This window comes from Marinobacter sp. BSs20148 (assembly GCF_000283275.1).
GTDB classification, from domain to species: Bacteria; Pseudomonadota; Gammaproteobacteria; order Pseudomonadales; family Oleiphilaceae; genus Marinobacter; species Marinobacter psychrophilus.
This window is the reverse complement of the sequence record NC_018268.1, coordinates 932,657-958,337: the sequence shown is the minus strand read 5'-3', so window position 1 is coordinate 958,337 and position 25,681 is coordinate 932,657. Positions and strand designations below refer to the sequence as shown.

General features: G+C 51.4%; 25 protein-coding genes. 11 read left to right on the top strand and 14 right to left on the bottom strand.

Annotated features, from left to right (window positions below; genetic code table 11):
* The first annotated feature begins 82 nt into the window (after nt 1–82).
* Nucleotides 83–1,096 carry a class I fructose-bisphosphate aldolase gene (locus MRBBS_RS04335; protein WP_014870209.1) on the top strand — a complete coding sequence of 338 codons (1,014 nt, stop codon included), beginning with the start codon at nt 83–85 and terminating at the stop codon, nt 1,094–1,096.
* Nucleotides 1,097–1,196: 100 nt separating this feature from the next.
* Here the strand turns inward: MRBBS_RS04335 and MRBBS_RS04330 are convergent, their stop codons facing one another.
* Both MRBBS_RS04330 and MRBBS_RS04325 read right to left on the bottom strand, forming a co-directional pair.
* Complete coding sequence (locus MRBBS_RS04330; protein WP_041635073.1) at nt 1,197–3,323, bottom strand: methyl-accepting chemotaxis protein; 2,127 nt, start codon at nt 3,321–3,323, stop codon at nt 1,197–1,199.
* Between the two features lie 354 nt (nt 3,324–3,677).
* A complete protein-coding gene (locus MRBBS_RS04325; RefSeq protein ID WP_014870207.1) occupies nt 3,678–3,857 on the bottom strand; it encodes a hypothetical protein in 180 nt (59 codons plus the stop codon).
* Nucleotides 3,858–3,957: 100 nt separating this feature from the next.
* On the opposite strand from MRBBS_RS04325, the gene nspC reads away from it, so the two are divergent.
* Both nspC and MRBBS_RS04315 read left to right on the top strand, forming a co-directional pair.
* Entirely contained in the window at nt 3,958–5,055 is a 1,098-nt protein-coding gene (nspC, locus tag MRBBS_RS04320) for a carboxynorspermidine decarboxylase (protein WP_014870206.1), read from the top strand.
* A gap of 83 nt (nt 5,056–5,138) precedes the next feature.
* On the top strand, nt 5,139–6,380 hold the full coding sequence (locus MRBBS_RS04315) for a saccharopine dehydrogenase family protein (protein ID WP_041635072.1): 1,242 nt from the start codon (nt 5,139–5,141) through the stop codon (nt 6,378–6,380).
* 155 nt (nt 6,381–6,535) lie between these two features.
* On the opposite strand, the gene MRBBS_RS04310 is transcribed toward MRBBS_RS04315, so the two are convergent.
* Nucleotides 6,536–7,528 (bottom strand): MBL fold metallo-hydrolase, encoded by a 993-nt coding sequence (locus MRBBS_RS04310; protein ID WP_014870204.1) that lies wholly within the window; start codon nt 7,526–7,528, stop codon nt 6,536–6,538.
* Between the two features lie 265 nt (nt 7,529–7,793).
* On the opposite strand from MRBBS_RS04310, the gene MRBBS_RS04305 reads away from it, so the two are divergent.
* Nucleotides 7,794–8,846: a hypothetical protein gene (locus tag MRBBS_RS04305; RefSeq protein WP_041635470.1), complete on the top strand. Its 1,053-nt coding sequence runs from the start codon at nt 7,794–7,796 to the stop codon at nt 8,844–8,846.
* A gap of 94 nt (nt 8,847–8,940) precedes the next feature.
* On the opposite strand, the gene MRBBS_RS04300 is transcribed toward MRBBS_RS04305, so the two are convergent.
* The 3 genes from MRBBS_RS04300 to MRBBS_RS04290 form a co-directional block, all read right to left on the bottom strand.
* Nucleotides 8,941–9,276: a c-type cytochrome gene (locus MRBBS_RS04300; protein ID WP_041635071.1), complete on the bottom strand. Its 336-nt coding sequence runs from the start codon at nt 9,274–9,276 to the stop codon at nt 8,941–8,943.
* A gap of 81 nt (nt 9,277–9,357) precedes the next feature.
* Nucleotides 9,358–10,617 carry a PQQ-dependent sugar dehydrogenase gene (locus MRBBS_RS04295; protein ID WP_014870202.1) on the bottom strand — a complete coding sequence of 420 codons (1,260 nt, stop codon included), beginning with the start codon at nt 10,615–10,617 and terminating at the stop codon, nt 9,358–9,360.
* A gap of 148 nt (nt 10,618–10,765) precedes the next feature.
* Nucleotides 10,766–12,625 carry a methyl-accepting chemotaxis protein gene (locus MRBBS_RS04290; RefSeq protein WP_014870201.1) on the bottom strand — a complete coding sequence of 620 codons (1,860 nt, stop codon included), beginning with the start codon at nt 12,623–12,625 and terminating at the stop codon, nt 10,766–10,768.
* A 440-nt stretch (nt 12,626–13,065) separates the two neighbouring features.
* Between MRBBS_RS04290 and MRBBS_RS04285 the strand changes: the two genes are divergently transcribed.
* Nucleotides 13,066–14,370, top strand: a complete 1,305-nt coding sequence (locus tag MRBBS_RS04285) for an MATE family efflux transporter (protein ID WP_050996585.1) — start codon at nt 13,066–13,068, stop codon at nt 14,368–14,370.
* Nucleotides 14,371–14,429: 59 nt separating this feature from the next.
* The gene (locus MRBBS_RS20210) at nt 14,430–14,552 is read left to right on the top strand and encodes a hypothetical protein (protein ID WP_014870198.1); all 123 of its coding nucleotides are present in this window, start codon (nt 14,430–14,432) and stop codon (nt 14,550–14,552) included.
* Between the two features lie 59 nt (nt 14,553–14,611).
* Here the strand turns inward: MRBBS_RS20210 and MRBBS_RS04280 are convergent, their stop codons facing one another.
* Nucleotides 14,612–15,184 (bottom strand): glutathione S-transferase family protein, encoded by a 573-nt coding sequence (locus MRBBS_RS04280; protein WP_014870197.1) that lies wholly within the window; start codon nt 15,182–15,184, stop codon nt 14,612–14,614.
* A gap of 174 nt (nt 15,185–15,358) precedes the next feature.
* Between MRBBS_RS04280 and MRBBS_RS04275 the strand changes: the two genes are divergently transcribed.
* Entirely contained in the window at nt 15,359–16,159 is an 801-nt protein-coding gene (locus MRBBS_RS04275) for a dienelactone hydrolase family protein (protein ID WP_014870196.1), read from the top strand.
* Nucleotides 16,160–16,276: 117 nt separating this feature from the next.
* On the opposite strand, the gene MRBBS_RS04270 is transcribed toward MRBBS_RS04275, so the two are convergent.
* Entirely contained in the window at nt 16,277–17,188 is a 912-nt protein-coding gene (locus MRBBS_RS04270; protein ID WP_014870194.1) for a bile acid:sodium symporter family protein, read from the bottom strand.
* A 321-nt stretch (nt 17,189–17,509) separates the two neighbouring features.
* Entirely contained in the window at nt 17,510–19,285 is a 1,776-nt protein-coding gene (locus MRBBS_RS04265; protein WP_014870193.1) for an acyl-CoA dehydrogenase C-terminal domain-containing protein, read from the bottom strand.
* Between the two features lie 248 nt (nt 19,286–19,533).
* Between MRBBS_RS04265 and MRBBS_RS04260 the strand changes: the two genes are divergently transcribed.
* Together MRBBS_RS04260 and MRBBS_RS04255 are read left to right on the top strand one after the other, a co-directional pair.
* On the top strand, nt 19,534–20,277 hold the full coding sequence (locus tag MRBBS_RS04260) for a ParA family protein (RefSeq protein WP_014870191.1): 744 nt from the start codon (nt 19,534–19,536) through the stop codon (nt 20,275–20,277).
* 215 nt (nt 20,278–20,492) lie between these two features.
* Complete coding sequence (locus MRBBS_RS04255) at nt 20,493–20,699, top strand: hypothetical protein (protein WP_014870190.1); 207 nt, start codon at nt 20,493–20,495, stop codon at nt 20,697–20,699.
* Nucleotides 20,700–20,836: 137 nt separating this feature from the next.
* Here the strand turns inward: MRBBS_RS04255 and MRBBS_RS04250 are convergent, their stop codons facing one another.
* Entirely contained in the window at nt 20,837–21,292 is a 456-nt protein-coding gene (locus tag MRBBS_RS04250; protein WP_014870189.1) for a phosphate-starvation-inducible protein PsiE, read from the bottom strand.
* Between the two features lie 263 nt (nt 21,293–21,555).
* Between MRBBS_RS04250 and MRBBS_RS04245 the strand changes: the two genes are divergently transcribed.
* Entirely contained in the window at nt 21,556–22,143 is a 588-nt protein-coding gene (locus tag MRBBS_RS04245; RefSeq protein ID WP_014870188.1) for a histidine phosphatase family protein, read from the top strand.
* 109 nt (nt 22,144–22,252) lie between these two features.
* Here MRBBS_RS04245 and MRBBS_RS04240 read toward each other — a convergent pair whose 3' ends face one another.
* Complete coding sequence (locus MRBBS_RS04240; protein WP_227497575.1) at nt 22,253–22,705, bottom strand: DUF2784 domain-containing protein; 453 nt, start codon at nt 22,703–22,705, stop codon at nt 22,253–22,255.
* 82 nt (nt 22,706–22,787) lie between these two features.
* On the opposite strand from MRBBS_RS04240, the gene MRBBS_RS04235 reads away from it, so the two are divergent.
* A complete protein-coding gene (locus MRBBS_RS04235; RefSeq protein ID WP_014870186.1) occupies nt 22,788–23,054 on the top strand; it encodes a hypothetical protein in 267 nt (88 codons plus the stop codon).
* A gap of 20 nt (nt 23,055–23,074) precedes the next feature.
* Here MRBBS_RS04235 and MRBBS_RS04230 read toward each other — a convergent pair whose 3' ends face one another.
* The 3 genes from MRBBS_RS04230 to MRBBS_RS04220 all read right to left on the bottom strand — a co-directional run bounded on the left by MRBBS_RS04230 (nt 23,075) and on the right by MRBBS_RS04220 (nt 25,449).
* Nucleotides 23,075–23,392: an antibiotic biosynthesis monooxygenase family protein gene (locus MRBBS_RS04230; RefSeq protein ID WP_014870185.1), complete on the bottom strand. Its 318-nt coding sequence runs from the start codon at nt 23,390–23,392 to the stop codon at nt 23,075–23,077.
* A 280-nt stretch (nt 23,393–23,672) separates the two neighbouring features.
* Nucleotides 23,673–24,107 carry a pilin gene (locus MRBBS_RS04225; RefSeq protein ID WP_041635469.1) on the bottom strand — a complete coding sequence of 145 codons (435 nt, stop codon included), beginning with the start codon at nt 24,105–24,107 and terminating at the stop codon, nt 23,673–23,675.
* A 133-nt stretch (nt 24,108–24,240) separates the two neighbouring features.
* Nucleotides 24,241–25,449: a serine hydrolase domain-containing protein gene (locus MRBBS_RS04220; RefSeq protein ID WP_014870182.1), complete on the bottom strand. Its 1,209-nt coding sequence runs from the start codon at nt 25,447–25,449 to the stop codon at nt 24,241–24,243.
* Between the last annotated feature and the right edge of the window lie 232 nt (nt 25,450–25,681).

Here is a 25,681-nt window from a genome sequence, read left to right as displayed (position 1 = left end):
CCTATGGCCAATAGGCGGACTATACTGTTGAGCAAAGAGAGCCGAAAAAGATTACAACATTCAATATGGCATAGGAGCGGGCATGGATATTCACGCCGAATTACATTCAACGATTCAGGATCTTGTTCAGCCAGGCAAGGGTATTCTTGCTGCGGACGAAAGCCACCCGACTATCGCGAAACGCTTCGATGCGGTGGGTGTTGAATCCACAGAAGATAAACGCCGGGAGTACCGCAGCCTAATCTTTTCCACACCCGGGCTTGGAGAATTTGTCAGCGGTGTGATTCTTTTTGAGGAAACCCTGAGTCAGAACACCCTGGATAATGTACCGATCGTCAAGCTGCTGGAAAACCAGGGAATTGTGCCGGGCATCAAGGTAGATACGGGGAAAAAGCCCCTGATCAACGCTCCGGGCGATGAAATAACCTACGGCCTCGACGGCCTGGATGACCGGCTGGAAATCTACAAGAACCAGGGCGCCCGTTTTGCCAAGTGGCGTGCTGTGTACAACGTCTCCGACACACTGCCCTCACGCCAGGCGGTGGAAGCCAACGCTGAAATGCTGGCCCGGTATGCCGCTTTATGCCAGTCCAAAGGTATTGTGCCCATTGTAGAGCCAGAGGTGCTGATTGATGGCAACCACACCATCGAACGGTCTGCAGAAGTGAATGAAGCCGTGATTGCGGAGGTTTTCAACGCCTTGCGCCGCCACCGCATACAGCTGGAAACCATAATTCTAAAGCCCAGCATGGTAACGCCAGGCAAAGCGTGTGCGAAGGCATCTCCGGCAGCAGTAGCAGAAGCTACTTTGCGGGTATTACGCAGGGTTGTTCCGGCGGCTGTTCCGGGTATCAACTTCCTCTCCGGCGGACAGACTCCCGAAGAAGCTACCCTCAACCTGAACGCGATGAACAGCCTTGGCCAGCAACCCTGGAGCCTGAGTTTTTCTTATGGGCGCGCCCTGCAGGAACCGGCACAGCAGGCTTGGGCCGGAAAACTGGGCAACACACACGCTGCCCAGACCGCCATGTTCAAACGGGCCAGGCTCAACGGCGCGGCCAGCTCTGGGGAATATAAAGCGGAAATGGAAAGCTGAAATCAGTTACCGCCGGCTGCAAAAGCACCATAGCTTGTGATCGCATGCAATGGTGCGCCGGCGCATAAGCGCCGAAACCAGAACAGCTCCCTCATCTTTTTCAAGTTTTCAGACGGTTCAGTTCTCCATCCAGTATTTCAACTTCATTATCCAGAGATGCGCCACTGCCCCTTAGCCTTTGAGCCAATTCACGCAGGTCACTGGCGGCATCACCAATGGCGGTCAGGTTGTGGTTAATTTCCTCGCTCACGGAGCTTTGCTCTTCCGCTGCAGTCGCCACCTGGGTCACATGTTCAACAATAGTGTCTATGCGCGTTACGACAGTTGCCAGTGATTGGTCCGCCTCGCGGGTACCCTCAACCGCCATGGTCGCCCGATCGACACCGGCGTTAATAACGCCAACCGCCTGTCGCACGTCCTGTTGCAACCCATCAATCATCTTGCTTATTTCATCTGTTGATTGCCGTGTGCGCGAGGCCAATGTGCGCACCTCATCCGCCACCACCGCAAAACCACGGCCCTGCTCACCTGCCCGCGCCGCCTCAATAGCAGCGTTCAAAGCCAACAAGTTGGTTTGCTCGGCAACACCCCTGATAACATCCAGAATCCGATTAATTTCATCACTGCGACTGGCGACATGACCGATAGCCTCGCTGGCCTCAACCATATCACCAGCCAGCGCACTGACACCCTCGACGGCAGACCCAAGAGTGGATTGAGTAAAGCGGATACCGTCCTGTGCCTGGCGCGCATTCTCTGCTGACTCGCTGGCAAACCCGGAGACCTCGCCAGCAGCGGCAGACATCTCATTCATCGCCGTGACCACACTGTCGACTTCACGATGCTGTCTGGCGGTATTCTCTTCCGTGTCACGGGCGATAGTCCCCACTTCCGCTGCCTGCTGATGAACGCGAACATTCACCGCTTTCAGATCGTTGATCATATCCCGCAGACGCCTGAGAAAGGTGTTAAAGCCACCGGCAAGGTCAATCAACTCTGCATGGGTATCAATATCAAGCTCACGAGTCAGATCACCATCGGCGCTGCTGAGATTCTTCATCCGGTCGCGGATTTCATCCAGTGGCCGGACCACCGAGCGAACCACCACAATCAGCAGCAATACCGCCAGAATTGACACAACAATACCGACCAGCAGTTGGCGCTGCGCCGTGGCCGCAACCTCTTCAGAGAGCAAGGTGGCGATTTCATCCAGCTCTGCCAGTGCTGTTGCGCGCGGCAGTTCAACCAGCAAAGACCATTCTACTCCCGTATCCGCTATGGGAACTGGATAAGAAACCGCCAGTGTTTCACCGTCATCATAACGCCCGCCGGAACGGTGTAGCCCCGCCATTTCACTCGCCAGTTCCGGCATTACCTCCGCCAGAGGCCGAGCCAGCGCATCGCTATTGTGGCTGGCCGCAACAATGAGCCCCTGCTCACTCAATAAGGTGACCCTGGATTGACCGTCATAAAGCTGCTGACTGACCGCTTTTACGGTTTCTTGCAAAGTTTCTAGATTAATATCCACACCAACGACGCCAGCAAATTCTTGGCCATTCATAATAGGAACAACAAGAGTCGTCATCAGTTCGGTGTAGCCCTTTGTAATCTCGTAATTGTAAGGCTCCATTATGCAGGCCGTTTTGGTCTCCATAGGGCAGAGGTACCACTCTGCTTTACGAGCACCAAACTCGCTCAGGGTTTCATCGTATTTCTCATCAGGATCTTCCACCCGCTCCAGCTGAATGTTGCCTTTGCTATCGCGAATATAATAAATTTCCAACGTGCCAATATCGGTACTGTGATCATCAAGGCCATCGTTGAAGTATCGGTCTAGGCCATCATAAGCATCAGGCTCAAATTGTGCGTACATAGCAATGAGGTAACCCTCCGATGTCAACACGGCACGCACCGCATCCGATAACCCGCTGCGACTGATCTGCGATGAACTGCCCGCAGCAATATTTTGTTCAATAATACTTCCAACCACATTGGGCACTTTGAGCGCAGCATTGAGCTGACCGCTAATTTCCTCCCCATACTCACCGGCGGTAGCGGACAGACGATCCATTACAATCCTCTGCACCAGCTGGCTGGTTTCTGACACCAGACGACCTTCCATCTGGCTGAGCGATACTTGTGATGTTATTACCATGCTGACACCCATCACCAGCAACAAGCTGATAACGAACACGTAAAGCTTGAACTTAAGCGATAACTTTTTCATATTCCAGATAACCTTGCGGGCTTGCCAATCATTATTCAGCACATAACGGGAATAGCAGATTCCACGACAGAGCTGAAAAGCGAGTGGTTACTCAACATCTCGCACCAGGCGTCGCTTGATGCGAGATGTTGGGTAACAGCGGACAATAATCGAACCATTTCATAAAGATACTTAACGACCGGCGAACCGAACGCGTTAATAGAGAAGTGTTGGTTTCGTGTAACGGGGCGTTGCCTTAACTATTGTGGTTCTCGTGCCTGCGCATAATCGTGACTAGCAGCCCGGGAGTCTGAGCTTTCCTCATAGGCGTGCCCTGAAGGAACCGGCACAGAAGACTTGGGCTGGCAGCACGACTCAGAAAAAGAAATGCCGAATCATTTGCGCCAAAATCAACACGACCATCAGAGGGAAAATGAATCGCGTGAGGTTGCCATAATCACGCGACTCACCTTTCGGCGCATATTTCTCAACCAGCGGCAGAATAACAATCAGCGCCACAAATAGCACCGCCAGTATGATCAGTAGTGTTTCCATAATAAAAGTCCTTGGATACAGGGTGTTGGTGGAGACAGATGTCAAAAGTAATGACCAAGAGTGTTTATCGTATATAGTTGCGTATTTTTGAGGAAAGAACATGCTCAAAACGCCCTATTATCTGATCGATAAAAGCAAACTTCTGCGTAACCTGGAAATTATTGCCAGGGTGCGGGAGGAGTCTGGTGCCAAATCCTTGCTGGCGCTCAAGTGCTTTGCCACCTGGGGTGTCTTTGACTTGATGCAGGCGTACATGGATGGCACAACGTCTTCATCTCTCAATGAAGTCAAACTGGGTAAGCAGAAATTTGCAGGGGAAACGCACGCCTACAGTGTCGCCTACGCTGATGATGAGATTAAAGAAGTTCTGGCTCACAGTGATAAAATCATCTTTAACTCCATCAGCCAGCTACAGCGATTCTCTGAGGCATCTGCAAACCAAACCCGGGGGCTGAGAGTCAATCCCGGTGTCAGCTCCTCGGACTTCACTCTTGCCGATCCGGCCCGCCCGCACAGCCGTCTGGGTGAGCATGACCCGGAAAAAATCGCGAGCGTTCTGGGTCAGGTCTCAGGCTTCATGTTTCACAACAACTGTGAAAATGCCTCCTTCGAGCGCTTTGATGAACTTCTGCAAGTAATCGAAACACGTTTTGGGCACCTGCTGGAAAAGGTCAGCTGGGTCAGTCTGGGTGGTGGCATTCACTTTACCGGAGAAGGCTACCCTCTGGAGCGCTTCTGCCAGAGACTGAAAGCCTTTGCTGAGCGCTATGCTGTGCAGGTTTATCTGGAGCCCGGCGAAGCTGCCATCACCAATTCTACCAGCCTGGAAGTGACTGTTCTTGACCTGCTCAACAACGATAAAGATCTGGCGATTGTTGATTCGTCTATTGAAGCCCATATGCCAGATCTATTGATCTACCGGGAAAGCGCAAAACTCAAGCCCAACCGAGGGAATTACACGTATCAGGTTTGTGGAACGTCTTGCCTGGCCGGCGATATTTTTGGCGAATTTCAGTTTGAAAAGCCTTTGCAGATCGGTGACTGCCTCTCTTTTCAGGATGCAGCGGGTTATACGATGGTCAAGAAAAGCTGGTTTAACGGCGTAAAGATGCCGTCTATTGCGGTTAAACAACTGGATGGGCGTATTGAACTCGTCAAGTCGTTCGACTATGACGATTTTGTGCAAGCATTGTCGTAAAGCTTGCCCTAGGCGGCCTGACCTGACAACGTCTTGCTTTTAGCGAATCAACCACGGTTTTAAAATTGGAGTTATGTCTGGAAATGAAAAAAAATGTCTTGATTATCGGAGGTGGGGGCGTTGCTCAGGTGGTCGCCCATAAATGCGCTCAGAATAATGACGTTCTGGGCCAAATCACTTTGGCTTCACGTACCCAATCCAAGTGTGATGCCATTGTTAAAAGCGTGGAAGAAAAAGGCAGCATGAAAGTGCCGGGCAAAATTCAAACCTTTGCGCTGGATGCCTTGGATATTCCTGCCACTGAAGAATTGATCTATAAAACGGAAGCCCAGATTGTTATCAATGTTGGCTCGGCTTTTATCAATATGTCGGTGATGACCGCCTGCATCAATACCGGTGCTGCTTATCTGGATACCGCCATTCACGAAGAGCCGGATAAGATTTGCGAAGAGCCACCCTGGTACGGTAACTATGAATGGACGCGCAAGGACGAATTTGCAAAGGCCAAGATCACCGCCATTCTAGGTGTGGGCTTTGATCCGGGTGTTGTTAATGCCTACGCCAGGCTGGCGGTTGATGAATATTTTGACACGGTTGATTCCATCGACATTATCGACATCAATGCCGGAAGTCATGACCGTTATTTTGCCACCAACTTTGATCCCGAGATCAACTTCCGTGAATTTACCGGGCGCGTTTGGTCCTGGCAGAATAGCCAGTGGACCAAAAACAAGATGTTCGAGAATAAGCGCACAGATAATCTGCCTGTGGTGGGTGAACATACCAGCTACATGACCGGGCATGATGAAATTCATTCACTGTCCAAAAACCTGGATGTGCCCAACATTCGTTTCTGGATGGGTTTTGGCGAGCACTACATCACGGTGTTTACGGTACTCAATAGTCTGGGTTTACTTTCTGAGCAACCCGTGAAAACAGCAGAAGGCCTGGAAGTGGTTCCCTTGAAATTGGTGAAAGCAATTTTGCCCGACCCTTCTTCCCTGGCACCGAATTACACGGGTAAGACGTGTATTGGTGACCTGATCAAAGGTCAAAAAGATGGCAAGGACAGGGAAATCTTTATTTTCAATGTGGCCGACCATAAAGACGCTTACGAAGAAGTGGGCAGTCAGGGCATTTCCTATACGGCAGGTGTTCCACCAGTGGCTGCCGCCCTTTTGATTGCTGATGGCACCTGGGATATAGGCACCATGGCCAATGTGGAAGAACTGCCACCCCGACCTTTTCTAAACCTGCTTAACCGAATGGGTCTGCCCACCTGTATTCGTGATGAAGAAGGTGAAAGGCCGCTGACTTTTTCCTGAGTTATGTTTCAACAGTAAAAAGCCAGCTATTGCTGGCTTTTTACTGTTGAAACTTCCAATAAATAGGTCCGTGCCTGTTTGAATAAGGGACAGATTTGAAATCTGACCCTGGTCTGCACTTTTCCAAGGTCGCATGCCTGTCCATTCTTCGTCTGTTAATCACAACCGGCCGTGCAGCCACCGTCTCCGTTGAACGCGATAGTGCGTCCGCTCAGAGGAACATGCACCGGCACGTTCACAAGCTCTTTAAAACGGGCGGTTCGCGAGCCCTGCTCCAACTTCCCGCCAGACGTTGCCGGCTCATTGGCATGCGAAGCAATAACCGCTTTGGGCTCAATCAATTCATTGATCACGTAGGCTGCTTCTTTTGGTCCGGTGGTGAAGGTGTCCCCAATATTCATCACTACCAGTTCGGCACCGTAGTGGTCGTTCACCACCCATTTTTGCTCAGCCGTAATGCCGGTATCCCCTGACAGATAAACCACCAGGCCGTTTGAAAAAGTCAGTACGTAACCGGTTGGCGGCCCGACATTGGCGCTAACGCCTGCGGCTTTTAAATATTCCGCCAGCGGGCCGGTAAGGAACGATGGTGAAACCCCGTTGCTGTGAACCGCCGGTACCGTCGTGATGGCTACGCCACCCACTTCCCGCTCCCCACCGAAGCGCACCAACATGGAATTAGCTGGGTCACCGCCGGCGGCTTCAAGCTTGGCGGCGAAAAATGCCGGCATTTCGCTACCGGTTACAATCTTTGCCTGCTTTTTCACCGCAATGTCCACGGAGTTTGACTGCGGCAAGGTCACCACCGGGAAGTCCGGCTTGCCACACGTGCCGGCGTTCGTCTCCTCGATACGGCGATCCCCCACGTGGTCGCCATGCATGTGCGACACCAGAATCACATCTATATTGCCGAGACGGGGATCGTCAGGGCCAGCGACGGTGCGGCCAGCGTCGTAGAGAATGCGGGTACCGTTGGGGTCTTCAAACACCATGGCTCGGTCCTGAGCACAAAACTCGCCATCGTGGCTTCCAAGGGGAGTGACCTTTACATCACCTTCTCCAGCCATGCCGCCAGACACCAGACCCAGGGACAGGCATAGCCCACCAGCGAACCCTTTCAAAGCTCTGAATTTCGATTGCGTAACCATGAAATATTCCTTCCACGTGGTTTTTGTTTGACTGGCCACAACAGTTAAGACGACGCGACCGCCACGTATCAGCATAGGCAATGCTATACAGCTTAAACCGTGCCTGTTCATGACAATCCCTTACGACCAGGGACAGATTTAAAATCTCAACCTGGTTCGCAAGTTAAACTGTGCATATCCATAGCTAACCCTTACGATAAGGGACAGATTTTAGATGTGTCCCTGGTTCTCACTTTTCATTTGCATCAGCAAGGCCGCCAACACCATGCCCACCCACAACAACGATACAGCCAGCCAACTGCTTGAATTGCACGTGAAGCATGAGGTTGCCTCACTGAAGGGCGCAAAGCTTCGCAAGTTTTTGCGGCAGGAGGTTAGTGAGTTTCTTGATCACTCGGGCAATATCACACTGAATCGTATCGCTTCGGAAAATCAGGTGGCAGAAACCCTTCAGCGCGTTGTTGTGAATATGGAGCTGGACGCAGGCGTTCTGGAGATGGCGACTGAGATGGCAACCGAGGTTCTAAACGCACCGATTCAGGAAACAACCGCATTGGGGCACATTGTCACCCAAGACCAAGTAACCGGCTTTCTCGACGCAGCGCTAGAGTTAAGGCACCAACGTAAGCAGATAATCAGTGACATCATTGCACACCCGATTTATCAGGAACTGATTTCAAACATGGTGTACCACGGTGTGGTTAATTATCTGTATGAAGACAACCTGATTACCAAGTCGGTGCCCGGTATTGGTTCGATGATGAAATTTGGCAAGCGCATGGCGAACAAAGCTGTGCCAGGGCTTGATGAAACATTTGAGCGCCGTTTGAAAGCGTGGCTTGCAGAGAGCCTGCCCGGGCTTATCAGCCGTAGCGAAAAGTTTTTGCAGGGCGCGATATCAGACGATGAAGTGCGCAAAACGGTTATGGCTGCCTGGAAAAACGTGGAAGATAAAACACTTGCCGAGCTCCAAGGAGGACTGGGCGCTGTTCAGCTAAAGGAGTTTGTGGCGCTGGGCTATGAGTTCTGGCTGCAGTTCCGGAAAACTGACTATTTTGACGGCTGCGCCCGAGCCGTGGTTGCGCACTTGTTTATAAAATACGGTGACCAACCACTGACCGATCTGCTTGACGATCTGGGCGTTACCCGTGAAGTCATCATGGCAGAAGTGGATGCCTGGGCCATTCCGGTGATGGGCGTGCTTCAGGAAGAGGGGTATATTGAGGCCCTGGTGCGGCGGCGGCTGTCAGCTTTCTATAAATCCGCAGCAGCACGCAAAATTCTTGAGCCGGAGTCTAACGATAAGGGACAGATTTGAAATCTGTCCCTATTTGAATTGATTGTGCCTGTCCATGAAAATGAATGATGGTTGCGTGACCGGGCTTTGAATATCAAAGCCCCGTTGCAGCGCTCTATTCCGGTAGTGTCGCCGTTACCTGAATGGATGCATACCAGGTGGCCAGATCCTCGATTTCGGTGTCCGTAAGATCCCTGGCAACCACAGTCATCATTTCATGCTCCCGCTGACCGTCGCGATAGCGCTTGAGCTGGAGTTCAAGGTAGATCTGACTTTCGCCGGCAATATTGGGTGCAATGGGAATTTTGGCAATACCATCGATGCCGTGGCAGGTCTGACATTGTTTTGCCAAAACCTTGCCTTTAGCGGGGTCACCCGCATGGCTGGCGGGAGTGGCGAGAACCATAATGACAGTCAGACCGAGAGTGAACAGCGGTGCCGAATAACGCATAAAATATCAGTCCTGGGAGTAGGCCAGGGGCATTACCGCCCCTGGCATCGATACGAACCGGGCTAACTTAACCAGCCGCTGCTACTCGCCGGTGTAGGCAATCCGATAGATAGCGCCTGCCAGGTCATCTGACACCAGCAAAGAGCCATCTTTCAGCTGTGCAACATCCACCGGGCGCCCCAGATACTCACCATTAGTCGTGAGCCAGCCTTCGGCGAAGGGACGGGTCTCACCGGTCATGTTGCCCTCAGCGTCTACCGGGGTGAACATCACTCGTGCACCGACCGCTTCGGTGCGGTTCCAGGACCCATGCTGGGCCGAGAAAATACCACCCTGATACTCTTTCGGGAACATATTGCCGGTGTAGAACATCATCCCAAGATCTGCTGCGTGCGCAATGGTCTGGCTAACCGGGTAAACCACATCGGTTGGTAGCTCATCGCCCTTGTATTCAGCCGTGCGAACATCGCCACCACCGTAGTAGGGAAAGCCGAAATTCTGGCCCTGCTGGGTCTGCCGATTGATTTCGCCCGGTGGTATATCATCTCCCATACCGTCTACCTGATTGTCGGTAAACCAGAGATCGCCGGTTGCAGGGTTGAAGTCCTGACCTACAGAGTTACGGACACCCAGAGTGTAAACCTCCCGGCCTGTGCCATCCTGGTTTAAGCGAATAATGCCGCCGATGCCATGGGTCTGATAGTCATCCCACAGATTTTGGGGCGGCACATTGTGGGGCTGCCCTAGAGAGATATAGACCTTTCCGTCCGGCCCCACATCACAAACGCGCGCGGTATGGTTGTAGCTAACGTATTCCTCCGGAATCAACTGGCCACCGGCAATCAGCTCTGCAGCAACGACATCCGTGCCTTCATAGAAAAACTCTGCTGCGGGGTAGGCCAGAACGCGGTTTTGCTCCGCAATGTACAAGACACCTTGAGGAGAGAAGCAGGGCCCGTTAGGTACTTTCTTCGAAACGGATGGCGCAAAATTTTTCACCTCGTCTGCCACCCGATCTTTGTCCCGATCAGTGACCACCCATACTTCTGTTTTGCGCGTACCCACAAACGTCGCCACCCCCTGAGGACCCACCGCCATATGACGGGCGTCAGGCACCAGAGCATAAAGGGTGATTTCAAAGCCTTTGGGTACTGAAACATTCTTCAACAAGTTGCGGATAGCATCTGCGCTGCTGCTGTTTTGGTCAATTGTGGTGAACTGGGAGTCACCAGTGACCTTGAATTGCCCCAGTGTCTTCAGCGTCTCGTCTGTTGTTCCCTGCGCCTGAATCTGTGTGGCGATAAGCAAGGTCGTAAGGATCACTAATGGTTTTTTTATCATTGTAAGTGCTTCCGCTGTGTGGTTTTTAACCAGTCTCCGAAACTTGAGTTAAGGCGTCAGCAACATGGGTGTCAAGAATCAACGGTGAATAACTGGTAGGACCAGCTGTGAAGCTCTAGTCCCACAATTAATTGTGCCTTCTCATTCATTACCCCATCCTGAATCGTTCAACCTGGGTTTGCAGGCCCTCACCAAATCGCGCCAGCTCGTGGCTTGCAGCAGCAACTTCCGTTGAGTCGTTGGCGGATTGTTCACTGACATCCCGAATCAGCGTAACGTTCTGGTTGATGTCCTCAGCAACGGCGGTTTGTTGTTCGGCAGCGGTAGCAATCTGGCTGTTCAATCGGCTGATGTCCTCCACAGCCCGAGTAATTTCCATAATTTGCTCACCGGTAGATTGAGCTTTCTCCAAAGTCCGTTGCGCAAGTTCAGAGCCTTGCCTCATGGTCACAACCGATCTCTCCGCACTGTTCACCAAACTGTTGACCAAACCTTCAATTTCGGTGGCCGAGGTTTGGGTACGTTTTGCCAGTGATCGAACTTCATCTGCCACCACCGCAAAACCACGGCCCTGTTCACCGGCCCGGGCTGCCTCAATAGCTGCGTTTAGTGCCAGCAAGTTGGTTTGATCGGCGACCGATTTGATCACATCAAGTACCGACACAATGTTTTGGGTATCGGCCTGAAGGCCTTGCAGACGCTGGGTGACTTCCAGCACTTTGTCGTTCAACTCTGTCACATGGCTCAGAGTTTCATTAACCGCCGCCTCACCCGCTGCCGCTTTCTGATTAGCCAGATTGGCCGCAGTGAAGGCAGCGCCGGCATTGGTGGCGACATCGTTTGCCGTAGCCACCATTTCATTCATGGCGGTGGCAACTTGGTCGGTCTGGTCACGCTGCTGGGCAATGCCCGAGCTGGTACGTTCGGTCACCAACGAGAGCTGGTTGGCGGAAGTGCTGATCAAGCCAGAATTGGTGTTGATACTGCGCACCAAATCCCGCAAGTTAACCACCATGGCGCCCAGCGCTGACAACAATTGCCCGAATTCATCACCACGATCACTGCGAATATCAGCACTCAGATCACCAGAAGCAACCCGGGTCGCCAGGCTGACGGCTTCACGGATTGGTCGGGTAATACTGCGGGTGAGCAGCCAACCCGAAAATGCGCCAAGCACCAGCACGCTGAACATTGCGACGACGATCAACGTGACTGCTTGCTGCCGTTCGGAGACCATGAGCTCAAGCTGCAACTCTTGCAGGATGACGGCATCGCTGATGGTTGCACCCGCACCCTTGACCATGCTGTTCTCTAGTTCCTGGGCGGTCAGAGTGGAGGCAAGAGCGACGTCGAATGCCTCGATGTAATCTTGGAATAGCCGTTCTACTTCTTCTTTGATGTTCACGGCGGCGTAGCTGTTCCTGACCAATTCAAGTGCCATCGAACCCATCTTAATGAATCGGTCGGCCGCGTCGGCGTTGTTTTCCACCAAGAATCTGCGCTCTTGTCGGCGCATTTGCTTAACCATGTTTTCCGCCTCAAACAATAATTTTTCGGTGCTAAGACGACTTTCAACCAAGCGTGAACTCTTCTCTAATGTCTGAATCGCCTCACTGCGTTGATTAATGGTATTGGCAAGGGCACTCAGATTTTGCTGATATTGCTGAATACCCGCTTGCATCGCGTTGAGCCTATCAATATCTGCCTGTGCGACAAGGCGGGTTTTAAGATCTTCCATTTGCAGGGACGCCGCGTTGGTCAGCGTGGTGACCTGCTCGAGATATTGGTCTTTTTTTCGCAACAGGTAATTTTTTTCAGCGGTACGGGCCTCCAACAGAGCCGACTCGGCACTGCCCACATCCGCCACAACGAGCGAACGCTCGCCGTAGTTGTGCAGGGTGAAAAGCCCAATGGCCCCAATGACCACCGACAGCAGAATCAGAAGGGTAATACCCGCGGCTAACTTGCCGCCAATCGACCAGTTAGAAAACATGTTTGAGAAAGGCATTCTCGGATTCCTGCTTAGGTAAGATGACAGGTTATTGCCATGCGTCGTATATGAACCATAGTAACGGCTGGAGCGAAAATAAGTTGAGGAATTCGAGGAATTGATCGTCCTGTCCACTCGCCAGACATTTGTTTTTACGAATAAATTTTTTAACTTGTCGGAAACGTGGCCCTACAGGGTACCGATCACGCCGTGGGTCAGCCTCGGGTCAGTGCCCATAGGCACGGTGGCAAGAAAATCAGGTTTTGCTGTACTATTCCAGAAATGAAGACCGAGGTATTTAGCACTCCCAATAGCGACAGGCCCGATATGAAAGTGAAGAACACAGTTAAAAAAGCGCTGCAAAGTTTATCAGCTTCGGTCACATTTATTATTCAAAGTTCGCCTTGAAAGGCACTCAGCCTTCACCCTCCCTGACGAGTGGTTCAGTTTTAGCCCACATGATAAGGCTATCCATCCCGGCGTCAATGGGAATGGTGTTCAACACTTTGTACAACCTCACAGACATTTGGTTTGCAGGCTACCTTGGCGATGATGCGCTTGCGGGATTGTCAATAGCCGGCAGCGTGTTCTTCTTGTTACTCTCCATTGGTCTTGGGATACAGGCGGGTGCGTCGGCCATGATTGCGCCAGAGGTTGGACGAGGTGCGGTAAAAGGTGGCACCAGTCAGGTCAAGTATTGGATCGACAACGTCACTGGAATGGCAATTGGATTCAGTGTTTTGTCCTTTTTGCTCGGCGCTTTCACCGCGCGATCCTTGGTCGTATTACTGGGAGCAGAGCCGCATATTGAACCATTAGCCATGGAGTATTTGTGGGTAACCTTGGTAGGTTCTATCGGCTTCATGCTCTCTTTTGGCGCCGCTGGGGCTTTAATGGCTCTGGGTGATACTAAGTCCAACCGCAACGCACTGGCCATTGGCTTTTTTGCGAACTTTGCATTAAACCCACTTTTCACGTTCGGCCTTGGGCTTGGCGTGACGGGTATAGCATTAGCGACCGTTATTATTAAAATAGCGACTGCATTTTACTTGTTACGAGTGCTTGCCAAACGGCTCGACATACGCATAAGGCCAGCGTTCGACTGGTCACGTTGGCAAGCTTTGCTCAAACAAGTTCTACCCGCTAGCTTCAATACACTCACCATTGTTCTGGGTGGCTTTATTACCGTGGCTCTTATAGGGCAGTTTGGCAGTCATCACGTGGCTGGTTACACAGTGGGATTAAGACTCGAACAACTTCTGCTATTGCCTGCACTGGGTTTAAACAGTGCGGTTATGGCTATTGCCGGTCAGAACCTAGGTGCCGGCAACGGCGCGCGAGTGGCCGAGACCTATCAAAAAAGTTTGGTAATCGGCCTCGCTATGGCACTGTTTTCAATACCTATTATGTACTTTTTATCTCCGCTTATGATGGGCTTTTTTACCGACACTGATGCTATTAAGAACACCGGCGTAACCTATCTCAGGATCGATGCTTTAGCGTTCTATGCGTATGTGGTTTTATTCCAAAGTGTGGCGGTGCTGCAGGCAATGCGTAAGCCCATGTTCCCGATGTACCTCGGCATTGCAAGGCAACTGGTGATACCTGCGATCATTAACTATGTGCTGATTGTGCTTTGGGACTATCCCATGGTGTCAATGTTCTACACCATCGTGACTGTGGTAGTGGTCAGTTCGGTGATCGCGCACTTTTATACCAAGCGAGAAATTAGCAGGCTGCCTCAGGCTGGGGCACTCGATTGATCAGATTTTGGTAGCCTTTGGGTTTGGTGGATTATCGCGGTGGCGGGGAATGTTTTTTCTTGGAAATGGAACTCGCTGCGCTCAAACTCCCATTTCCGGCGAAAAAATTCCCCCACCACCCCGCTCTTTTTGGCGAAGTTGATATCGCTTTACTGACTGGATTCAAAAAAAAAGCCAGCTGAAAAAACTTCTCACCACAGTGAAGGTGGATGAATTGATGTTTACTGTGGATACAAAGAAGTCAGGCTTTGCGGGGGTCCGTTTCCGCGACCATAGGTTGTTGCAAATTATGGTCGCGGAATGACAACAAATTCTCATTGCCCTCAAAGTCGACAAGAGCCCGGAAATCCAGCCAGTCGATCAGGCTGAACAGACAGATTGACGGATAATGCCAGTCTATGAATTCGCCCGCATCCACCATGGCTGACAATGTACGCAAGGTCGTCATGATGCGTTCACGCTGGATGTTGTAAAACATCGCATCCTGCTCAATGTCGAGGCCGGATCGTTTCGACAACAGCATCGTGACACAGGAATCGTTGGCCGCATCAATCAACGTTAGCTGGTTTTCCTGATCCCAGCTCGGGGCAGTGATGCCCAGCTTAGCCCCAAGATAGCGAGCGATAACCCGGGAATCGTATATTTTCTGGCCGTCATCATTCAGCATCGGAATTTTGAGCGCCGGGTTATTTTTACGCAACTCGTCTCGCCCCTCGCCGTAGATATCCAGGTTCAAAAAATCATAAGGACAGTCCGCCAGCAACAGCCGGGTACGTCGGACATAAGGGGATGTGGTCGAGCCAAGCAGCTTCATGGAGCCTCCGATTTATCGTATTATCGTATTATCGTATTATCGTATAAGTGTCTGTAACTAACCTCATGGCACCAGACCGGGCAACAGGCAGTCGCAACAATATGACACGGAGCGGCCGCTCATGAATAGTGAACAATCAGGTCTTACAATAACCAAAACAAAAGGATCCAGACAATGAACATGATACAACGACTCGCGCTTACCGCGGCGACCTCTCTCGTTTTCACTACTGCAGCCTTTGCCGAGATAGTATCTGAAACGGTGGAGTATACCGTTGATGGTGATTCGTTCACCGGCTACATGGTGTATGACGACGATGTTGACGGCGAGCGCCCAGGAATACTGGTCGTTCACGAGTGGTGGGGCCACAACGAATTTGTCCGCAGCCAGGCCGAAAGGCTGGCTAAAGAGGGCTACACTGCGTTTGCACTGGACATGTACGGCACCGGTAAGCTGGCCGAACATCCTGACGACGCCAAGAAATTCATGCAGGCCACCATGGGCGACAAACAGGCACTCGAAGCCCGCTTCCGCGAGGCCATGAGCATTCTACAGGACCATGAAACGGTCGACGAATCCCGGATTGCGGCCCAAGGCTATTGTTTTGGTGGTGCTGTCGTGCTCAACATGGCGCGGCTTGGCCTCGATCTTGACGGCGTCGTCAGCCTGCACGGATCACTGGGTAGCGACATCCAGCCCGAACAGGGCGCAGTTACGGCTAGGATTTTGGCCTACACCGGTGGCGCTGATCCGTTCGTTCCAGTGGAGCAGGTCACCGGTTTTGTCAGTGAAATGACCAAAGCCGGTGCAGACCTTAGCCTGACTGTGTTCCCCGGCGTCAAGCACTCCTTCACCTCCAAAGCGGCTGATGCCACCGGTGAAAAGTTCGGGTTGCCCATGGCTTATAATGAAGAAGCCGCCAATCGAGCATGGGAAGGCACGATGGCGTTCTATCAGGATATATTTGCCCAGTAATCAGCCGTGTCGGTTGTCAGGGAGAACACTTGGTGCAGTTTCTCCCTGCCTCTCTCATTGCCCTCAGCTACTTCGCCCAACGTGCTGGCACAGGAGGTTAGGGTGATAGGCATTTTTTCAGGCTGGCCCGCCATCAGCACCTACTACGCCAACTGCACGGGGTTTTGAGCGGTTCAGATAGTAGACCAACACGCCAGCGGTGATAAACATCACCCCAGTGTAAATCGCTGGCACCAGCGACATCGCGTAATTGTTCAGCATACCCAGCGCCAACACCATCGACAGGCCACTGTTCTGGAGACCAGTCTCCAACGTGATCGAAATGCTTTGCTGACGATTAAGTGCGAACAACCGGGCGCCGTAAAAGCCAATAAGCATGGTCGAAACGTTTAGCAGCAACGCTACCGGTCCGGCACTGATGATTGAGTCAGCAAAGGTCTCCCGTTGTTGGTAGACCAGGAAGGCGATCAGCAAGGCCAGGAAAATCACCGCAAAATACTTGACCCTTTGCTCAACGGCGATGGCAAACCGCGGCTTAAAACGCCGGACGGTCATGCCAATAGAGATCGGGATAATGGTCAATAACACCAGGCTGATCATGGTACGGCCTATCGGTAGCTTTATTGCCTCACTTTCTCCCATAAAGTGGAGCAACGAACCATTGACGATAAACGGAATGGAGAACACCGTCACGACACTCGCCACGGCCGTCAGGGTAACCGACAGTGCCACATCACCCTTGGCAATGTGCGCGTAAAGATTTGAGGTAGTGCCGCCCGGGCAAACCACCAGCAACATCACACCAACCGCAAGTTCAGGCGCCAGAGGCACCAGATTGGCGAGACCAAAACCAATCAGGGGTAACAGTACCAATTGGCAGCTGAGGCCAATGGCGACAGCCTTGGGGTAAGCCAGCACCCGCCTGAAATCGTCAGGAACCAGAGATAATCCCATTCCGAGCATGATCAGAAACAACGAAATCGGTACGATCTGAACGTTAACAAGATGGACCAGCTGCTCCGCACTCATGGCGTCTCCAATGCCGGGGAGGCATTACAAAGGGTTTTATTTTCTGACTTATTTGTCGTCCAAGATCAACGCTTAGAAATACCCCAATAATGCCATCAGAGTCTAGCGGCTTGACAGCTGTGCGGGAAATTCATTTGCAGAATGGACATGCCCAGAATATACATGCCTGTCCATCACCAAATCTGAAATCAGTGACCAGATAGTCGCCTTTAGGTTTTGGTGGATTGATCGCGCGCCAATTCTCAACACAGCGGACTAAGCCCAAACCAAAAAAAAGCCACGCGATGCGTGGCTTGATTCAAAACGTCGGGATTTAAAGGCTTACGCCGCCCAGTGATCGTCTCCCATATCCATCAGGCTATCTTTGCCGCTTTCGATATCGCTTAGCAACCAGTGAATTTCCGGCAGCAGCTTTTCAAAGTAGAAGCGGGCAGACACCAGCTTGCTTTCCAGCAGCGGCTTGTTGCCCTCCCCGGCTGCAATCTGCTGGCTGGCAACGTTGGCCATGCGTGACCACATATAGCCAATAACCGTCAGAGCCATCAGGCGCAGGTACGGCGTGGCCGCAGCACCTGCCTGCTCTGGATCCTTTGGCGCGTTGGTTGCTAGCCAAAGAGTGGCTTTTTCCAGCGAGCTTACAGCGCCTTTCAGCTCATCGCGATGGGGTGCTTTCGGGTTGTCCTTCAGGTAGCTGATAAGAACACCAAACAAAGTGCGCACAAGCCGCCCGCCTTTCAGACTCAGTTTTCGGCCCACTAAATCCAGCGCCTGTATGCCATTTGTACCTTCATAAATGCGCGCAATACGGCCATCACGAACCAGTTGTTCCAGCGGCCAGTCGGTAGTAAATCCAGAACCGCCCAGAACTTGCAAGCCGATGTTCGTATTGTTGGAGCCTTCGTCAGTCAAAAATGCCTTCACCACCGGAGTGAGCAGTTGCACCAGATCATCGGCGGATTCACGTACCGCCTCGTCCGGATGGGCAACCGAGAGATCAAGCTGGTGGCCGGCAAACAGGGCCATGGCCCGCATGCCTTCGTTTAGAACTTTCTGACGCATCAGCATGCGGCGAACGTCCGGGTGCACAATAATCGGGTCGGCCGGGCCATCCGGGTTCTTCGCGCCGCTCATGGAACGGCCCTGCAGACGTTCGCGGGCAAATCCGAGGCTTTCCTGATAAGCCATCTCTGCCAGTCCAAGGCCCTGCATGCCCACCATCAGGCGTGCTTCATTCATCATCGTGAACATCGAACGCATGCCGTCGTTGGGCTCACCCACCAGCCAGCCTTTGGCACCCTCAAAATTCATAACGCAGGTCGCGGAGCCTTTAATGCCCATTTTGTGTTCCAGGCCACCACAGAACGCCGGATTGCGCTCACCAGACTCAGGCAGAACCTTGGGAACCACAAACAGCGAAATGCCTTTTGTGGTGTCCGGCGCGCCGGGCAGCTTTGCCAGTACCAGATGCACAATGTTGTCGGTCAGATCGTGTTCACCGCCGGTAATCCAGATTTTGGTGCCCTCAATGGCGTAGCTGCCATCTGAGTTGGGCGTGGCACGGGTGCGAATCAGACCCAAATCGGTACCACACTGGGGTTCGGTCAGGCACATGGTGCCCGTCCACTCGCCAGACACCAGCTTTTCCAGGTAGGTTTGTTTGAGCTCATCGGAACCGTGGGCGTACAGTGCGCTGATAGCACCATGGGTCAGCCCCGGGTACATGCCCAAAGACAGGTTGGTGGAGCAGACCATTTCGTCTACCACAAACTTAAGCGTATGAGGTAAACCCTGCCCGCCAAACTCCACCGGCGCATCCAGTGAAGTCCAGCCACCTTCCACAAACTTTTTATAAGCCGGTTTAAACGCGTCAGGCGTTGTCACAGCGTGGGTTTCGGGGTCGTAATGGCAGCCTTCGCGGTCACCGACTTGATTGGTCGGCTGAATCACTTCAGCCGCCACTTTTCCAGCTTCATCAATAACAGCGGAAATCAGATCCGGTGTGGCATCGGCGTATTTTTCCAGCTCATGAAGCCGGTCTACACCCAGTACATCAAACAACAAAAAACGAAGATCATTTGCCGGGGCTTGGTATTTCATGAGCACTCTCCTAAATCGGATTCTTTGGTCTGGCAGTTTAGCGCTAATTCATACGACCGTTTTAATTTTATGGTTCACCCGTTTATGACCTATTTATGCCCATCCAAGATCCGGTTTTTTCTGCGTGCCAAGCTGATCTGTGTCGGTACGTGATCAGACTGTGTCATAAAAGTGTCATCAGGCAGGACCAAGCGCCTGTTATCCTGTAAGTCTTAATTCATTGGAATCAATACAGGAACAGGGCAGCAATGAGGATTATTGCGTTCTATAGCCCCAAGGGCGGAGTTGGCAAAACAGCGGCAGCAGTGAACGTTGCATACCTTGCAAGCAAGGACAACTGTCAAACTCTATTGTGGGATCTCGACCCTCAGGGCGCTTCCAGCTTTTATCTTTCCGGGGCAGAGCCGCTCAAAGGCAACAAACTCTCAAAGCTGCTTGAGGGCAAATCGCCCATCGCCACGTTCATCCACAGCGATGTTTACCCCCGCCTGGATTTTATCCCGGCACACTCGAGTTTCCGCAACTTCGACATCAAGCTTGATCAGGAAACCGATGGCAACCAACTCAAGAAGCTGCTCGCGCCACTTTCCGAAGAAACCAGCTTAGTGATTCTGGACTGCCCACCCACGCTGTCGCGATTGACCGAACAGGTGCTGGAGGTGGCAGACCAGGTTTACGTGCCACTGGTGCCTACCTGGCTGTCTATGAACAGCTGGAACCAGCTGCACGATTTTGCCAAGAGCAAGAAATTAGGTATTAAAAAGCTGCGCCCGTTTTTCTCTATGGTCGATCGCCGCAAGAAGCTGCACCAGGAGTTGGTTAAGCGTGGCCCGGAATTGACAGCCAACTGTCTGGATGTCGCCATACCCTATGCAAGCGTGGTTGAGCGTATGGGCGAAGAAGGCCAGCCTCTGGAAAAACTGGATGCCAAAAGCACGGCGGCCGGTGCTTATCGCCAGCTTTGGGCCAGCATTAAAAAGGACCTTTGGTGAGATCGGGTTGGTTTCGTTGTGTAAACCTTTTTTAAAACTGGGTTGTGCCTGCTAAAGATTTGTTAGGGGACAGATTTAAAATCTGTTCCCCGGGAAGACCACCGATCTTGCCTGCACCTGTTTAACATCCTATCTACAAAACCGCTTGCAAATCCGCCGTTAAAAAGCCAGCGTAATATTGTTCAACGCATAAATGACCCCGGAGGTATTTCAAGATGCCAATCAGCGCCACGGACTTTCTGAAGAAGCACGGCTACGACGAGGAAGACAAGGGAGACCATAGCCTACAACACAACGCGAAGGAGCATGCCAAACACCTGAAAAAACCCCATGCCGGAACGCCTCATGACTGGGAAGACTGGGAGCGTTATAAGCTGGAGCATCCGGACGAGGTGGAAGACGACGACACAAGCGAGAAATAGGCATTTTTATGGTCGTTAATGAACCTGAATGACCTGTGACTGCTAACTGCCCTGCCCTGCCGTAAGGAATTCTGCACTGTTATGGTAGCAGTCAAATCAAACTTGGCTCTGTGCGTGTTCAGATTGCTATCGCTTCTTCAAATTCGGTTCAAACGGATGATAACAATCGCGGACAAAGCCAAGATTAGGATTGCAATCGCCTCGTACAAAATATTCTCAGGTGCCATATCTTTGCCTTGCAAGATAATGAGTCGGGCGAGTGCCGTAATCGCAATAAAAATCGGGTAGACAAAGGCAGAGCGCCGATCTGAGTAAAACACAGCCACCATGCCGATCACCTCTAGGTAAAGAAAAATCAGCAGGATGTCCGCAAGACTGATTTTCTGGACGCTGTAAATCGCAAGAAGCTCGAAGGCCACACCGCCCAGAGTCATCAATGCAACGATGATCAGCAACAGGTTCTCGATCACCTTAAAGGTAGCAAGTGCGAAAGTCTTTTTGCCGGAATCGCCACCGGATACGTCGTCACTCCCGCTGGCCGTTGACTGCGCTTCTGAGTTTTGACTGCAATCTGTATTTCTTTTAGTGCTCATAATTATGATTTCAGCGTCAGGTGACTTCAGCGCACATTAAAGGTATCGGCGAACTAAGCTGTGCAGAGCTGTTTCTGTCCACGTCCAAACCATACGTATATTACGCAACTATTGATCAATGCGCCCCTGAAAGACTGCTATTCCGAGAGATTGCTGCACTTTTCCAAACAGTTGTGCAGATTGCTGTGCCTGTCCATAATCTGAAGTAACTATCCTGAGCGGTGCCTGTTCAGGCCATGATTGCTGTACGGTGGAAAAACCAAATGAAGCGAATTATACGCTGCCTACTTATAACAGCGATGCTAACGCTGACGTCCGGGCCAACAGCGGCTACTAACGCTACTCCCGACGAAAATATTGCCTGGCAGGCATTGAAGGAAGGCAAGGCGCTGTTGGTGCTCCGTCATGCATTAGCGCCTGGTTTTGGCGATCCGGAGTCTTTTCAACTGGAGGACTGCAGCACCCAACGCAATCTGAACGCAGAGGGTCGCAGTCAGGCGCGGGCGTGGCAGCCTTTTCTGGCGGCACTAGGTATCAATGAAGCCCGGGTGTTTAGCAGCCAATGGTGCCGGTGCATGGATACGGCGAATGGGATGGGCATGGGCCCAGTAACCGAGTGGCCGTCGTTAAACTCGTTCTTTCAAGGGCGTGGTGATCGCAGCCTGCAAACCCAGCAGACTATTGAACAAGTGAATGCGATGGCGCCGGGAAAGCCAATAATTATGGTGTCGCACCAAGTGAACATTACCGCATTGGCGAGGGTGTCCCCGTCGTCAAACGAGGGCGTCATCATTTCACTGCCGCTGTCAGAAAATCCCAGGGTATTGGCACGCGTATCGCCTTCGAAATGACCCTTCGAATCCAGCGCTTTCTAGCAAAACGTTTATAACTAGGTCGATTTCTATAGCCCCTCTGTGAAGAGCGTGTGGAGAGCATGTGGAGAGTGCCTGTCTACGAATATCAATTTCGAGAGGCAGGGTTTGGCCGAACCAGAAACCAGCTGAGCAACACCAGCCCACCAAAAGCGGTATAGCAGGCAATAAAGACCCACGGCGGCGCTTGGAAATATAAAAACTGATGCAGCCAATGGGCTATGAAAGAACCATCGTAAACAGCTTGACCTGCCCTCGCCCGCAGACCCATTTCCCAGGTTGTAAGCGGGCAAATGAAACCAAACCAGGACTGCAAAACCACAACGCCGATTGCAACCAGGTGCACGCTACGGAACCACACATTCCTCACCCACTGCCACTTCAGAAAAAAGCCTGCATAAACCAGCATCAACCCGAAAACGACAAAAGCCACGAACAATACATGCGTGATAAGTATCGCGTCAGCGGCAAAAGAATACAGCGTACTGAAGTCGATAAAGCCTCCTAATGCGCCTGTTTGGGGGCCTGTGTGGCTGTCCAAGGTCAAAACTAGATATGCAGTTATTTATACAGCACCGTACAAACATGCCAACGGTATAAGCCAAAATGACAGGGAGTCAATTATGCCAAAACCACGAACACAGCAAGTCAGCGTATCCGATATCCGTAAAGGCTTCCAACGCGGCATTCTATTCGGGTTCGAGGATTACCTTACGCTGGTTGATTACACCGGGCGCATCGCACGTGAAGACAAGCGCGGCACTATTGAAGAGAACATGCTGCCGATTTTAAAGCGCCTCAACCTCGACCCAGACCGTTGGTGCGAGCGAGCTACGCAGTTCGAAACAACCTACAACGATTATCGCTGTCGTCGGCGAAGAGCGGCTTGAACCTAGCCATGATCAACTGCTCAGTGGCCAGTAGACGGGTTAACCACCCGTTCCGGGTCTTCAAACTCACCAATGGGCCGGATTTCACAGAAAGCCGCAGCACTGCGGACAATCTCAGCCACGTCAGGATTGTGCTGTAATTCCATCGCATCCCGGCTGGCCTTGTTTTCCCATTGCGCAATAGCGATGAGCCTGTCTGGATCCCCGATCATACGGTGCAACTCCGTACCACATGCGCCCGGCGCTCGCTGAATCAACTCACTCGCCCGCAGCCACGCCTCCGCGTAATCTTCGGCTGTATAGCCTTCTTTGATAGGAATCTCGAAGATGTATTTCATGCTCGATCCCCCTTGTACTGACTATGCCACTCCGATGAGTAAACTGCGCGTATTGCGCTGTGCCTGTCCATGATCAGATTCGCATCCATGATCAGATTGGCAATACGGATAAAGAAAGATCACTGATCATGACAAATCGAGGCCGTTGCACCGGCTGACCATAACGCCCCTTATACGCAGAACAGCAAAAAGGCCCAAGGACGAATCCGCGGGCCTTCTTTTTAAGCATCTGATCAATCAATATATTCGTTGTGCCTGTCCATGATCACCCTCTAGCCTTTTAACTGCATCCCGGCGGCATATAAGACGCCTTCCAATTGGAAGCGGCGCTGCTATCTACCACACACTCCCATACGCCAGCGGCTGTGCGCTCAAATCTCAGGATCACATCTGCCAGGAATGGGTGCGCTTTGTCACCCATGGTCACCTCAATGTGACCAGAACTGTCAGCATTTATGATACTGATATTGGCAAGAGCAGTTCCAGTAGTGAGGTTTGAGGGATTGTAACCAATATCATCATTTGATGCGCCAGAACTTGAGGCCACTTGCACCTCGAACGGTGATTTAAAACTAGCTAGTTCGCTAACAGCCCGGTTTACTTGCGCTTTTATGACATAACCTTGATATGACGGGATAGCTATCGCGGCTAATATGCCAATAATGGCAACCACGATCATGAGCTCTATTAGAGTAAAACCGCTATTATTTTTCATATTTAAGGAGACACAATTAGTAGACATAGTAAATTTTAGGCAAACTTCAGGCCAACCACCTCAGTAAGTGTCCTCTATTTTTAGAACTTTTCATTCAGTCCGTTCTATTTGCATGACAACATAGAGCAAATGATTACTGATAATATCGAACAAGATCTTCCCGAATATAATCGTAAAATTCTTGCAACGAACTACTCCCTGGCCTAATAGCACCTGCGCCAAGCCAAACGAGCACCCCTCCTCTCGGATCCACAATGACTGCAGACGTAGCTCCTGGCAATTTACCTCCATGGATAAATAACGGCATAGTTTCAGGGGTTAGTTGGTAGCGGTAGACCCCAAAGCCGTAACATTCCTGGATTACCGAAGGGTCGCAGGTGTTATTCATATCACCATCTAGGATGGTTAACGGCCCGTTTTCCAGAGATTTTTTTACCAGTATCGCCAAGTCTGAGGCACTTCCCGAAAGGCCTGCAGACGAAGAGAGTGCATTGAAATCGAAATTTTTAAAGTAGTTCTTGGTATAAAAATTCTCATTCCGGGTGTCATAAACGACCTCATCGACCATATACGGTCCGTCGATAAAGGCGAGTGAACTGGCTGGAAAGGCAAAATGCTCACTCATGTACTCTCTGAATGGTTCGCCAGTTGCCTTTTCAATAGCCAAACCTAACAGACAGTATCCAGCATTCGAGTATGCCTCTGCTTCGCCAGGCGCAGTAAGTAAGCTGGTTTGAGTCAGTGTCTCTGGGCTGTAAGGGCACCAAGGCTTCACATCCATCATGAACATCGCATCTTGCGTAAGCCTCCTGTCCCATCCCGCCCTATGAGACAACAAATGGCCAACAGTAATATCACCTACCTTAGAATCCTTGAGATTATCAGTAAGGCTCAGTATATCAACGATTTTATCATCAAGTGATAGCGCTCCCTGATTAATAAGGTCGATTACTGCAATGGCGCTTACGGTTTTGGTTGTACTGGCGAAACGGAACCGAGTATCTGGTTGCAAAGGTTTGTCCCCGAAAATGCTATCTTTCCAGCCCGTTTCACAATGGTGCAGTTGTCCTTCCGGGGTAATAAAAGCTAATTGACTGGCAGGTGCCCCCATATTGCGGGTAGCAAAGCGCTGCAATCCTGACAACCAGTCTGGAGCGCCCGAACTACACCTAGTGCTCCATTGAATTAACGGAGCCTCTATATAATAAAAAAGCCGTGAGGGCCCTAGAGGATTGGTGATGACAAAATGAGAAATACCGGTGACGAGAGTTACTAGCGCAAAGATCAAAAAGAAATCTTTGGATCGAGATTTTTTCTGTGCATTATTTCTATTTATGACCACCGGTCAAAACCTCTAGGCCTTCGGACATCAGGCCACGCCTTCGTGCCTGTCCATGATTGGGCCACGCCTTCGTGCCTGTCCACGATTGAATCTCCGATTGAATTCAGACACGAAATTTCGTCTACAGAGCCGACAGCATGAGCAATACGCTTAACCGGAAAGACTTGCTCAATACTGACACTTGAACCTGCGATAGAAGCCAACGTTAATGAAAATAGAAAAATCGCCTTTA